Origin of the sequence: Bradyrhizobium tropiciagri, from assembly GCF_018130545.1 — a bacterium.
GTDB classification, from domain to species: domain Bacteria; phylum Pseudomonadota; class Alphaproteobacteria; order Rhizobiales; family Xanthobacteraceae; genus Bradyrhizobium; species Bradyrhizobium tropiciagri_A.
The window spans coordinates 177,006-189,784 of record NZ_JAFCKF010000009.1 but is presented as its reverse complement, the minus strand read 5'-3'; the positions used below and the strand labels follow the sequence as shown (position 1 = coordinate 189,784).

The following is a 12,779-nucleotide window of genomic DNA, read 5'->3' as shown; positions in this document are numbered from 1 at the left end:
CTGGCGCCCTCGTCGGGGGGCCTGTACAACCCGTCAAAGTTGATTTTCATCCGGGGGAATGATGCGTCTACCGATGCATCCAAGAACGATCGCACTGGGCATCACGGTAGTGCTGATCTCGTTCGCAATCAGCCTTAAGGCTATGGACTGGCTCTCGCCGAGCGCCACGTTGCAGAAGCCGAAGCTCGCCGAGCTGCCGCCGCTGCCGCAGGCGCCGCGGTCCTCGACGGTCGTGGCGCAGGTCTCGGTCGCGCTGTCGGCGATCCGCGACGCCGCCGAACGCGGCGCGCCGAAGACCTTCGGCGGCAAGGCCGACAACCCGGTGCAACAGATCCTGGAAAATGCCGACATCGGCTGGACCGCGTCGCGCGGGCCGATCGCGGCCACCGGCGCACAGGACGTGCTGACGCTGACGACCCCGATCAACGGTACGCTCAAGGTCACCGGCTCGCTGTCGGCGAAGGCGACCGGCGCCGTCAGTAACGCACTCGGCAGCCTGCTCGGCGGCAACGTCGCCAAGCAGATCGGCGCGGTGAACATCAAGAACATCGACGCCAATGCCGACATCAAGGGCAACGTCACCCTGACCGCACGGCCGAAGCTCGGCGCGTCCTGGCGGATCGAGCCGAACCTGCAGGCGCAGGTCAATCTCGGCGACACCAGCCTGTCGGCCGCCGGCGTCCGCATCAACGTGCCGGCCCAGGTCAAGCCGGTGATCGACAAGGCGGTGGCCGACCAGATTTCCGCGGTCGAGGCGCGGTTGCGCAACGACCCGGTGTTCCAGAACAATGCCCGCGCGCAATGGGCCAAGGCCTGCCGCTCGATCCCGCTGCAGGGCACCGGCGGCACCGCGTCGATGCCGCCGATGTGGCTCGAGCTACGGCCGATCCGGGCGATCGCGGCGCAGCCCAAGGTTGATGCGTCCTCGGTGATCCTGACGATGGGAATCGAGGCCGAGACGCGGATCACCGAGACGCAGACCACCCCGAACTGCCCGTTCCCCGACAAGCTCTCGATCGTGCCGCCGATGTCGAGCCAGATCGCGATCGGCCTGCCGGTCGACATGTCCTTCACCACGCTGACACAGCTGGTCGAGGCGCAGCTCAAGGGCAAGACCTTCCCCGAGGACGGTTCCGGCCCGGTCGACGTCACCGTCAAGAGCGCGAGCATCGCCGCCTCCGGCGACCGGCTTTTGATTTCGCTACTGGTGCACGCCAAGGAGAAGAAGAGCTTCTTCGGCTTCGGCGCCGAGGCAACCGTGCACATCTGGGGCCGGCCGCGGCTCGACCAGCAGGCGCAGACGCTGCGGCTCGCCGATGTCGAGCTGGCGGTGGAATCCGAGGCGGCGTTCGGCCTGCTCGGCGCGGCCGCACGCGCCGCGATGCCGCATATGCAGCAGGCGCTGGCCGACCGGCTGGTCGTCGACCTGAAGCCGTTCGCGGCCAACGCCCAGCGCAAGATCTCCGCCGCGATCGCCGACCTTCAGAAGAACGAGGAAGGCATCCGCGTCGACGCCGACGTCAACAGCATCCGCCTGGCCGACATCGCGTTCGATTCGAAGACGCTGCGGGTGATCGTGGAAACCGACGGCACCATCAAGGCCGCCGTGTCAGCGCTGCCGGCGCTGTAGTCAGATCTTCATGAGAGCAGCTGAATAACAGCCGCGAAGCGGTTGGGCTCCCTCTCCCGCTTGCGAGGGAGGGCTGGGGTGGGGCTCTCTCCACGAGTCAGGGTGGGGATAGAGCCCCCACCCGGCACGCTCCGGACAACGCTTTGCGTTGCTCGTCGCGCCGACCTCCCCCGCAAGCGGGAGAGGTGCAACAAGTCTGCTGCTCCGACCGATCCAACTTGACATCATCCCGGCGTCCGATCCGGATCGCCATATGCCCAAAAAGTCGTCTTTGCGACAGCTTGCCGCACCGGATAGAACGTGCCCCGTGGAAGCAACCAACGAAAAGTCAGGGAGAGAAACACGATGAAATCGCTCTTGGCCGCAGCGGCGGCCGGCCTCGCGCTCGCGGCCTCCGGCACCGCGGCTCACGCCCAGATCTCCGACGACGTCGTCAAGCTCGGCGTGCTCACCGACATGTCGAGCCTCTATGCGGACGCCACCGGCAAGGGCTCGGTCGCCGCCGTCGAGATGGCGGTCGCCGATTACGGCGGCAAGGTTAAGGGCAAGCCGATCCAGGTCGTGGTAGCCGACCACCAGAACAAGCCCGACGTCGGCGTCAGCATCGCGCGCAACTGGTACGACAACGAGAAGGTCGATGCGATCCTCGACGTGCCGACCTCCTCGGTCGCGTTGCCGATCTCGGCGCTGACGCGCGAGAAGAACAAGATCCACATCAACTCCGGCGGCGGCTCCTCCGACATCACCGGCACCGCCTGCTCGCCCAACACCGTGCACTGGACCTACGACACCTACGCGCTGTCGAACGTCGCCGGCAAGGCGATGGTCAAGCGCGGCGAGGACACCTGGTTCTTCGTCACCGCCGACTACGCCTTCGGCCAGGCGCTGGAGCGCGACGCCGCCAACGTCGTCAAGGAGAGCGGCGGCAAGGTACTGGGGGACGTGCGCCATCCGCTCAACTCGTCGGACTTCTCGTCCTTCCTGTTGCAGGCCCAGGCCTCCAAGGCCAAGGTCGTGGCCCTGGCGAATGCCGGCGGCGACACCACTACCGCGCTGAAGCAGGCCTCCGAGTTCGGCCTGACCCAGGGCGGCCAGAAGCTGATCGCGCTGCTGATGGAAATCACCGACACCCACGCACTGGGCCTGAAGGCGACGCAGGGCCTGATCGTCACCGACGCCTTCTACTGGGACATGAACGACGAGACCCGCGCCTTCTCGAAGCGCTTCAACGAGAAGGTCGGCCACATGCCGACCATGATCCAGGCCGGCCTCTACTCGGCGACCATGCATTACCTGAAGGCGATCGAGGCGATCGGCACCGACGAGGCGCCAAAGGTGATGGAGCAGATGCGCAAGACGCCGATCAACGACTTCTTCGCCAAGAACGGCCATATCCGGATCGACGGCCGCATGGTGCACGACATGTACCTGTTCGAAACCAAGAAGCCCGAAGAATCCAAGGGCGAGTGGGACCTCTACAAGCTGATCGCCACCGTGCCGGGCGACGAAGCCTTCCGTCCGCTCGACAAGGGCGGCTGCCCGCTGGTGAAGTCGAACTAGCCACAGGCGCGTCGACGCACTCGATTTGACCTGCGGCGACCACGGATGACTGAAATTAGGGGATGCGGGTCAATCGATCCGCATCCCCTTTTCATTTCAACGACGGCATCCAGCTTCAGCGCCCGGCACGGTGCGAAATGCGGCGCGGCGCCTGAACGATGCCAATGCCGCTCTCCTGCGCCTGAAGCCTCTGCAACACCTCGGGCGGCTCCAGCACGAGCTTGGCGGCCGGCGTCGGCGCACCGTTGTTGAGCACGTCGCGATAGGGATAGAGCGCCTGGTAGGCGGCCGGCTCCGAGATCGCGGCCTGCGCCGAGGCCGCGGTCGCCGCGACGGCCGATAGCGCTGCCGCGAGCGCAATGGTTTTGAACGCCGTTGCGAGGTGGAAATTCCTGGTAGTCATGGTCACGCTCCCGCGATTTACATCGCATACGATTTATTCGTTCGCGCCTGATAAAGGCGCGGCACGACCGGTCTTCAAGTATCCCGATTTAATCGGATGCGATTTATTCGGGCGCTGGGCTTCAATTGTCTGTGTGCTCACGGACCCGGGAGGTCTCCGGCAACACCGTCTGGATCGAGCGTCGGGGCGGCGACCGCGGGTAACGACGAACTCGCCGCCGCGGCGCGTCTCACAAGCCTCGTCTGCGACGCCAGCGTTTGCCGGCCTGTCCCAGTCATCCGCTTGTCAGGAGATTGAGACAAGAACACAACAGCGTCGGTCGTGTCAGGCCTGAAGGCGTTCGGCCTGGCGCGCTATACGAAAGATGGAGGCTTGGCCGTGAAGCAGATTCGTTCACGACGGAAGATACATGTTGGAGCGATGCTGCTCGGTGCGGCGGTTCTGCTGCCGTCGATGGCATCAGCGCAAACCGGCCCGGCACCGGCCGGCGCAAAACCCTTCCTGACCGTCGACGGCAAGCAGCCGCTGGTGATCGGGCATCGCGGCGTGCCGGGCCTGGTGCCGGAGGAGACCGAGGCTTCGTACGAGCTCGCCGCCGACCTCGGCACCGACTCGCTCGAAGAGGATCTGCATCTGACCAAGGATTGCGTGCTGGTGGCACGCCACAATCCATGGCTCGGCGACAACACCAACGTCGCCGAAGTGGCGAAGACCAATGCGGAAGTCGCCAAACGCAAGCGCACGACGCCGGGCGTTCCCGTCAAGGTGAAATGGGCGCAAACACCGACCAGCGGGCCGGCGGAATATCCGACCGACCTCGTCGATCCGGCCGATCCGAAGTCGGTGCTGAAGGCGCTGATCGTCGACGGCGACGACCATACCAACGACTGGTCGATCACCGATTTCACCATGGCCGAGCTGAGGACCTGGATCGCCGGCACCACCTATGATGCGGCCAACGAACGGCCGAAGCTGTTCAACGGCAAGTTTCCGATCATCAGCTTCCAGGACATCATCGACATCGCCAAGGCCAAGAGCAAGGCGACGGGACGTTCGATCTCGGTCTATCCGGAAACCAAGAACCCGACCTGGAACAATGCCCAGGCGATCGCCAATGGCTGCGGCGCGCCCGGCAGCCATCCGCTCGAGGACGCCTTGATCAAGACCATCAAGGAGAACGGCCTCAATTCAAAGGACGCGCCGATCATCGTGCAGAGCTTCGAGCCCGGCAGCCTGAAATACATGCGCAGCCACGGACTGCAAACGCGGCAGGTCCAGCTGATCGACGGCAACGGCGTCGACTTCAAGACCGGCAAGGTGCTGCTCAACAACATCGCCAATTCCCGTCCCTACGACTGGACGGTCGCCGGCGACAGCCGCACCTTCGATGCGATGCTGACGCCGGAAGGCCTCGCCGAGATCAAGACCTATGCCGACGGCATCGGTCCGTGGAAGGCCTATATCGTGCCGTACAAGATCTCGCCCTGGAAGAACGAGAGCGCCGACGGCAAGCCCTACAAGGGATCGACGGCGGACGCCACGACGCAGGACGCAACCAGCGTGATCGCCGACGCGCACAAGCTCGGCCTGTTCGTCCATGTCTTCACGTTCCGGAACGAGAAGAAATATCTGGCCGCCGACTATCGCGGCGATCCGGCTCTCGAATACCTGAAGTTCTTCCGTCTCGGCGTCGACGGCGTGTTCACGGATTTCACCCACACCGGCGTCGCCGCCCGCGCGGTTTACTTGCGTGAACTTGGCTGGTGACGTCCGCAGCGCGAAGGACTCGGGTCCACAGCCCCCTCACTGCCCCTTGAGCACCAGCGCGCTGGTCAAGTCGCCGAGCGGCTTCTGACCATGGGCGGCGATCGCGGCATCGCGCACGGTGATGCCGTGCAGCGTCGGCAGCTCGAACCGGCGCGTGATGAAGCGCAGGATCGAGGTCGTGTCCATCGGCGTATGGTCGACATAGCCACGACGCGCATAGGGAGAAACGATGATGGCCGGAATGCGTGAGCCAGGGCCCCAACGGTCGCCCTTGGGAGGCGCCACGTGATCCCACAGGCCGCCATTCTCGTCATGGGTGATGACGACCAGCATATGCGGCCATTGCGGGCTCTTCTCGAGATGCGCGACCACGTCGGCGATATGGCTATCGCCGGCCTGGATATCGGCATAGCCCGAATGTTCGTTGAGGTCGCCCTGCGGCTTGTAGAATGAAACCTGCGGCAGCTTGCCGTCGTCGATCGCCTTGATGAACTCCTTGCCGGCCAGGCCGCCGTCGCGCAGATGCTCGGCGCGGGCCGCGGTGCCCGGCGCGAAGCTGGCATAGTAGTTGAGAGGCTGGTGGTGATACTGGAAGTTCGGCACCGGCGACCGGTTGCCATGGTCGAGCACATCCTGCCATGCCCCGCTATACCAGGCCCATGTCACGTGCTTGAGGCTGAGCAAATCTCCGATGGTCGGTTCGATCTGCGGCGGCAGCGTCGTCGCATTGTTCGGATTTGCATAGGCCTTGTCGCCGTCCTTCGCGGGATCGTTGCCACTCGGCTGATAGGGCGGCTGCATGGTGTTCACGGCGTAGAAATCCGGCGTGAGATTGCCGTCGCCGACATATTTCGGAATGCCGTCCATCGCCGATTTCGGTGAGTTGGCAGCTTCCTTCAACGTCACGCCGTCGCGCTCGACAACGGAGATCGACGGCTTGGCGGGGTTGGTGTCGGCATTTGGATAGTAAGGCACACAGGCGCAGACCAGCCATTGATGGTTGAGGAAGGAGCCGCCGAAGGCTCCCATGAAGAAATTGTCGGCCAGCACGTATTTCTCGGCCAGCTTCCACATCGCCAATTTCGATCCGTCCCAGAGGCTCATCACCAGGGCGCCCGAGTCGGCATGGGCGACGAATTTGTCGTTGCGCCCGCCGTTGATCTGCATCTGGTTCTGGTAGAAGCGGTGCCAGAGGTCGCGCGTGATGGTGCCGTAGCTGAGCCTGAAGCCCTTCGGGTCGTCAGCATAGAAGGGGCGATTGGGCAGATGCTCGGTCTCGGCCTGGGTGATCGGCGGCGTGACGCCCTTGGCGGTCAAGCCTTCCCAGATCGGCGGCAACTCACGGAACGGCTTGCCGTCACGATCGCGCTGGAGCCGCGTCGAGGCGGGTGCCTTCGCCACGCCGTTGGCGCGCGGAAAGCTGCCGTAGAGATTGTCGAAGCTGCGGTTCTCCGCATAGATCACCACGACCGTTTCGATCAGCGCCAGATCGCCGGCTGCATCCTTCCTGGGGCCTGGACTGTCTCCGGCTGCCAACGCAGGACCGCAGATGAAGAAACCCGATGCAAAAAGGACAACCGCCGATTTCGTTCGCATTCGAGCCCCCTGCACTCACCGGACTGTTGCTGCCGTTCCGTTCGGTCTCCGTCATAACCCAGACGTTCAGCAAAGGCACCTTCGGATCGACATGACGACGTCCTACCATAGGCCCGGCCTGCAACATGCGGATTAAGCATTTGCTTTCTGCGTCCGCGATCGTCCTGCTGGCTTTGACCGTTGGATCCAGCCAGGCGAGGCAGGACATGTCACGCGCCGAGGCACGGCGGCTGGCCGAACGGCTCAGCGCGCTCGGCCAGGCCCTGTTTTTCGATCCGTCGCTCTCGCCGTCCGGCAAGCTTGCCTGTTCATCCTGCCACGATCCCGCCCACGGTTTCGGCCCGGCCAATGCCTTGGCGGTGCAACTCGGAGGTGGCGACCTGCGCCAGCCGGGGGTGCGCGCCGTCCCCTCCCTGAAATATCTGCAGGTGGTGCCGCCCTTCACGGAGCATTTCCACGACTCCGAGGACGAGGCCGACGAAAGCATCGACAACGGCCCGACGGGGGGCCTCACCTGGGACGGGCGGGTCGACCGTGGCGTCGACCAGGCTAAGATTCCGCTGCTCTCTGATTTCGAGATGGGCAATCGGGACGAGGCCAGCGTGGCCCGCCGGGTGCTTGCCGCAGGCCATGGCAAGAAGATCGCTGCCATCACCGGGCCCAGGAAAGCCGCCGATCCCGCCACCGTGTACAAGACTGCCCTCATGGCGCTCGAAGTGTACCAACAGGACTATCGGACCTTTTATCCCTATTCGAGCAAATATGACGCCGTGCTGGCCGGCAAGGCCGAACTCACGCCCGCGGAAGCGCGGGGGCTCGACCTGTTCAATGCACCGAACAAGGGCAATTGCGCCTCCTGCCATATCAGCCGCCGGGGCAATGATGGCACCCCGCCCCAGTTCACCGATTACGGGCTGATTGCGCTCGGGGTGCCGCGCAATCCTGACATTCCCGCCAACAAGGACCCAGCCTATTTCGACCTCGGCCTCTGTGGACCCCTGCGCACGGATTTCCTGAAGCGTGAGGACTATTGCGGCCTCTTCCGTACCCCGACACTCCGCAATATCGCGCTACGCCAGACCTTCTTTCACAACGGCACGGTGCACTCCCTGCGCGACGCAGTGCGCTTCTATGTCGAGCGGGAAACCCGGCCCGAGCTTTGGTACCCGCGTAAGGCCGACGGCAGCATCGACAAATATGATGATCTGCCCGACAGAGCACGAGCCAACGTCTGCATGGATCCTCCGTTTGACCGCAAGGCTGGTGACGCGCCAGCCCTGACGGCGGCCGAGATCGACGATGTCGTCGCCTTTCTCGGGACACTGACCGACGGATATCAGCCGACGAAGTGACGGCTCACACCGAACTCGGCGTCTGCGCCGGGTCGTGGGCTTCACCTCAGGCAGATTATTTGGGCAACCCGAGAAGGCCCCTGACCGCCTCGGCCCCCTTGCCCGAGGCTGAGACTTCCCCATTGTCCCTGATCTCCAGCACGGCGCCATTGGAGAAACTGAGGGACCAGCCATCATCGGTGCCGTTCCGGCGCCGATCGGTCAGCTCAATACCGGCTGCGGAAATCACCGCGGTGGCCTTGTCGACATCCATGGTCGTCACCTTCTTGCAGGCGTCAGAAAATTGATCCTCGACCGTTGGATCGTCACGTCGAGGTCCCCTCGAGGAAGGGATTGGCGACAGTATGAACCAGGACGAGGTTTGTGCAACGTCCCGCATGAAGCGTGGTGTCGTCTCGCAAGGCAGCCGAGACCGGGGTTCATGCAAGGCACAACAAAGCGCGCCCGGCATCACCGGGCGCGCGTGTCTTTCACGTAACGCGATAGGCGTCAGTCGGTCGCGTATTTGAACTCGGGCATCGCCTTCAGCTCATCCTTGGTCGCGCTGAACACGGCGTGATCCGGATACCAGGGATTCGGCTTCGACGCCGCCGCAGCCGGCGCCGCGCCCGTGGTGGTCGTCGACTTGGTCGTGCTGCCGGCGCCGGTATTCGATGCACCGGTGTAGGCGATCGGCTCGCTGACGAACTTCACCTTGTCGAGCGGCACGGCGACCAGATGCTCGCCGACGCCAAGGAAGCCGCCGACGCCGATCACGACGGCCTTGATGGCACCGCCCTTGTCCATCAGGAGATCATTGATCGAACCGACGCTCTCACTCTTGTCGTTGTACACGCTCAGGCCAACGACCTTGGACGCCCGCCAGTTGCCCTTGAACTCGGTCGGCGACGTGGCCGAGGTCGATGCCGCGGGAGACATCTTGTCGCCCTTGTCGGTGGGTGTCTGCGCAATCGCTAAGGTTGCAAGCAGGGCGGAGCCGGCGACGCCGGCGATGATGGATTTGACCAACATTGTTGCGCTCTCCTCAGTTCGCAAAATCGATGCTGGGAAAACCCGGGATATCCGCGACCGTTCCTATTGGACCTGCGCTCAAAAGCCGCCCCAATGCTGAGGAACGCATCAATCGTTGCAGCGCTTGACGAACGCGATCGCCGCCTCTCAACTGGGCCGCGGTTGAGCCTCACGACTGCGCCGGACGCGCAGTCCCAGATGTGACGATGTTTGGCTCACTAAGTCGTCCCGGCGAACCGCGCTGCACGCGCGCGCCCGAGCGGGCCGCATCATCGATCGACATGCGTCGATCACGCACGCGATCAGAAACCGCCCCAATAGGGCGGCACGCCGTAGAAGCGATGCAGCTCGACTTCCTGCGAGCGATCGCCCCAGTCGAAATCCTTGTCGGCGCGGAACGACGGCGCGCGCTTCAGCTCGTCATCCTCGATGTCGAGCTCGTAGGCCTCGAACTTCGTACTGTAGTGCAGCCGGCCCCAGGGCAGCGGAATCAGGTTGGTACCGATCCCGAGAAAGCCACCGAAGCTCAACACCGCGTACGATACCTTGCCCGAGATCTTGTCGATCATCAGCCGCTCGATGTGGCCGATCATGTCGCCATTGGCCCGGCGCACCGCCGTCCCCTCGACCCGATCGCTTGCAATCAGCTGATGCGGCCTTGTCGTGACCTCGACAGCCATTTCACCCTCCTCGACCTCGCCCCGCCTGAACCTTGGCCTGAAAGAGAAACAACGCGTCGCCGGGCGAACGGGTTCCGGCCCGGATATGACAGCGAGCCTTGCCTTTTCCGGCTGCCCCGACCGCCGCCGCCCCCGGTCGCGGCAGGCAGGGGTTCGGCCCGAATTTCAACGCATTAGCTTGATGACAGAACGCTAACTTTTCTCCCCGCCGGGGACCTGTTTAACTCGATCGGCTGGGCAAGACGTCAGACATACACTGAAACAAAATTCCTGAGCCGCTTCCCCCGAATCACGGACAAAAGATCGGTATGACCCAGGCTGCGCCCAATATCCTAGTCGTCGAGGATGACCGCGAGACGCGGTCCCTCATCGCAAAGTATCTCCGTACCAATTCCTGCCACGTCACGACCGCCTCGGACGGCCGCGAGATGGCCAAGGCGATGACCGACCACCGCGTCGATCTCCTGGTGCTCGACGTCATGCTGCCCGGCGAGGACGGTCTCAGCCTGTGCCGCAAGGTGCGTGCGGAGTCGCAGACGCCGATCATCATGCTGACCGCGCGGGGCGAGGACGTCGACCGCATCCTCGGCCTCGAGATGGGCGCCGACGATTATTTGGCAAAACCGTTCAACCCGCGCGAGCTGCTGGCGCGGATCAACGCGGTGCTGCGCCGGCAGGCCGCTGCGCGCAACGCCAGCGCGATCGAGGGCGCAACCACGCTGACCTTCCTCGGCTGGCGCATCGACATCCGCCTGCGCGAGCTGCGCAACCCCGAAGGCGCGCGGGTCGCCATGACCAGCGCCGAGTTCGACCTGCTGCGGACCTTCTGCGAACGGCCCGGCCGCGTGCTGTCGCGCGACAGCCTGCTCGACCTGACCCAGGGCCGCAGCGCCGGCTCGTTCGAGCGTTCGATCGACGTGCTGGTCAGCCGGATCAGGCGCAAGATCGAGCCCGATCCGCAGGAAGCCACCATGATCAAGACGGTGCGTTCCGGCGGCTATGTGTTCACTCCGAGGGTGGAGGCGGTTGCCGCCACGAGCAACTGACCATGAAGCTGCTGCGCGTGCTGAGTCTGCGGGGAATCGGCGCCCAGATGGCGGCGCTGGTCGTCGTCTCGATCGTCGCGCTGCACCTGATCATCACCACCACCTTCCTGATCCATCGCCCCGACCGGCAGGAGCCGTCGGATCGCTGGCACACCCAGCTCGCCGCCGCCGCGCAACTGCTGGGGCATGCCCCGGCATCGGAGCGGCCGCGGCTCCAGGCCGATGTCACCAGGGCATTCCCGCAGCTTGCGATCAGCGACCTGCCCGCCGATGCCGGCGCGCTCACCGACACCGAAGCACCGAGCCTGCACGCGCTGCGCCGGCTCGGCGCGGGCTATCACGTCTTCTCGCTGCCGCGCGAGGCGGGCAGCGCACCGCATGAGGGCGAGATCCGCCGCGTCGCGATCCGCCTGCCCGACGGCACGATGTTCGCCGCCAACCTGATGCCGGACCAGCACATGCGGCCGTTCTGGGGCGGCCCCTGGATGATGACGGTGCTGTTCGCCGTCATCAGCGTCACGCTGCTCGGCCTGTGGGCGGCATGGGCGCTGACCGCACCGCTGTCGTCCTTCGTCAAGGCCGCCGAGACCTTCAGCCTGAACGGCGCTGCGGCTCCCCTGCCCGAGCGCGGCCCGGAGGAGATCCGTTCGCTGGCCAAGGCGCTCAACCGGATGCGCGAGCGGATCACCGCATTGATCGACGACCGCACCAAGATGCTGGCCGCGATCAGCCACGATCTGCGCACGCCGATCACGCGGATGCGGCTGCGCGCCGAGTTCATCGAGGACGAGACCAATCGCCACCGCATGCTGCGCGACCTCGACCAGATGCGCTCGATGCTGGAATCGGTGCTGTCGTTCCTGCGCAACGACCGCAAGCTCGAGGAGATGACGCTGGTTGACATCGCGAGCACGCTGCACCTCGTCACCGACCAGTTCGTCGACATGGGACACAAGGTCAACTACGACGGTCCGCAGCACGCGATGGCGACCGCGCGCCCCGCCGACCTGCATCGCTGCATCACCAATCTGGTCGACAATGCCGCGCGCTTCGGCGGCGAAGTGACGGTCCGCCTCGACGTCAAGCCGGAGCGTCTCGTCATCGATATCGAGGACGACGGCCCCGGCATCTCGGACGCGCACAAGTCGACCGTGCTGGAGCCTTTCGTGCGTGGCGACCAGGCGCGCAACATGGATGAAGCCGAAGGCTTCGGCCTTGGCCTGTCGATCGCCAACGCCATCGTGCTCGCGCATGCCGGTACGCTGTCGCTGCACGATCGCACGCCGCACGGGCTGGTGGTCCGGATCGAATTGCCGGCGCGTCAGCAGCCGTTGCAGCCGCGGCAGCGAACCGCGGCCTGATCAGATCACACCGACAGACAACGATGCGTCAGGCGGCGAGCGGCGTGAGCTGAGCTACGTCATAGATCGCGATCGCCTCGAAGCGGTAATTGCAGGCGCGGCAATTCCACAGATAAGACGTGCGGCCTTCGCTATGCTCGACCCAATCGGGGCGGGCGATCGGCTTGCCACACTGCGCGCAGGGATTTTCGCGAGGCATATAGCCAACGTCCTGACGGACTGAATCTTGACGATTCATGGCGCATCTCCCGAATGTTGTTTTGCGTGCTTTTTTCTTGCGTGCTTTGGAATGGACAGACGTGCTGACTCAACACGCGCGCTCTGCCTTGCAGTCAAGTGTAAACCTTCATCGAGTCGTTTGCACGACAAACCG

General features: G+C 64.4%; 12 protein-coding genes. 6 read left to right on the top strand and 6 right to left on the bottom strand.

Going from position 1 to position 12,779, the window contains the following annotated elements; translation table 11 throughout:
• The first annotated feature begins 61 nt into the window (after positions 1-61).
• Complete coding sequence (locus JQ616_RS32785; protein WP_212022001.1) at positions 62-1,630, top strand: DUF4403 family protein; 1,569 nt, start codon at positions 62-64, stop codon at positions 1,628-1,630.
• Positions 1,631-1,975: 345 nt separating this feature from the next.
• Entirely contained in the window at positions 1,976-3,190 is a 1,215-nt protein-coding gene (locus tag JQ616_RS32780) for an ABC transporter substrate-binding protein (RefSeq protein WP_212021999.1), read from the top strand.
• Positions 3,191-3,305: 115 nt separating this feature from the next.
• Here JQ616_RS32780 and JQ616_RS32775 read toward each other — a convergent pair whose 3' ends face one another.
• The gene (locus JQ616_RS32775; protein WP_212021997.1) at positions 3,306-3,593 is read right to left on the bottom strand and encodes a hypothetical protein; all 288 of its coding nucleotides are present in this window, start codon (positions 3,591-3,593) and stop codon (positions 3,306-3,308) included.
• 378 nt (positions 3,594-3,971) lie between these two features.
• Between JQ616_RS32775 and JQ616_RS32770 the strand changes: the two genes are divergently transcribed.
• Positions 3,972-5,360, top strand: a complete 1,389-nt coding sequence (locus tag JQ616_RS32770; protein WP_349630078.1) for a glycerophosphodiester phosphodiesterase family protein — start codon at positions 3,972-3,974, stop codon at positions 5,358-5,360.
• A gap of 36 nt (positions 5,361-5,396) precedes the next feature.
• Here JQ616_RS32770 and JQ616_RS32765 read toward each other — a convergent pair whose 3' ends face one another.
• A complete protein-coding gene (locus JQ616_RS32765; RefSeq protein ID WP_212021995.1) occupies positions 5,397-6,956 on the bottom strand; it encodes an acid phosphatase in 1,560 nt (519 codons plus the stop codon).
• Between the two features lie 206 nt (positions 6,957-7,162).
• Between JQ616_RS32765 and JQ616_RS32760 the strand changes: the two genes are divergently transcribed.
• Positions 7,163-8,308 (top strand): cytochrome-c peroxidase, encoded by a 1,146-nt coding sequence (locus JQ616_RS32760; protein WP_249137554.1) that lies wholly within the window; start codon positions 7,163-7,165, stop codon positions 8,306-8,308.
• 55 nt (positions 8,309-8,363) lie between these two features.
• Here the strand turns inward: JQ616_RS32760 and JQ616_RS32755 are convergent, their stop codons facing one another.
• The 3 genes from JQ616_RS32755 to JQ616_RS32745 form a co-directional block, all read right to left on the bottom strand.
• Positions 8,364-8,561 (bottom strand): hypothetical protein, encoded by a 198-nt coding sequence (locus JQ616_RS32755; RefSeq protein ID WP_212021993.1) that lies wholly within the window; start codon positions 8,559-8,561, stop codon positions 8,364-8,366.
• A 236-nt stretch (positions 8,562-8,797) separates the two neighbouring features.
• Complete coding sequence (locus JQ616_RS32750) at positions 8,798-9,319, bottom strand: PRC-barrel domain-containing protein (RefSeq protein WP_212021992.1); 522 nt, start codon at positions 9,317-9,319, stop codon at positions 8,798-8,800.
• Between the two features lie 302 nt (positions 9,320-9,621).
• Positions 9,622-9,999, bottom strand: coding sequence for a PRC-barrel domain-containing protein (locus JQ616_RS32745; RefSeq protein WP_212021991.1), 378 nt, complete (start codon positions 9,997-9,999; stop codon positions 9,622-9,624).
• A 308-nt stretch (positions 10,000-10,307) separates the two neighbouring features.
• Between JQ616_RS32745 and JQ616_RS32740 the strand changes: the two genes are divergently transcribed.
• Both JQ616_RS32740 and JQ616_RS32735 read left to right on the top strand, forming a co-directional pair.
• The gene (locus JQ616_RS32740) at positions 10,308-11,045 is read left to right on the top strand and encodes a response regulator (protein WP_021079973.1); all 738 of its coding nucleotides are present in this window, start codon (positions 10,308-10,310) and stop codon (positions 11,043-11,045) included.
• A gap of 2 nt (positions 11,046-11,047) precedes the next feature.
• Positions 11,048-12,406: an ATP-binding protein gene (locus JQ616_RS32735; protein WP_212021990.1), complete on the top strand. Its 1,359-nt coding sequence runs from the start codon at positions 11,048-11,050 to the stop codon at positions 12,404-12,406.
• 28 nt (positions 12,407-12,434) lie between these two features.
• Here the strand turns inward: JQ616_RS32735 and JQ616_RS32730 are convergent, their stop codons facing one another.
• Positions 12,435-12,644, bottom strand: coding sequence for a hypothetical protein (locus JQ616_RS32730; protein WP_212021989.1), 210 nt, complete (start codon positions 12,642-12,644; stop codon positions 12,435-12,437).
• Positions 12,645-12,779: the final 135 nt, after the last annotated feature.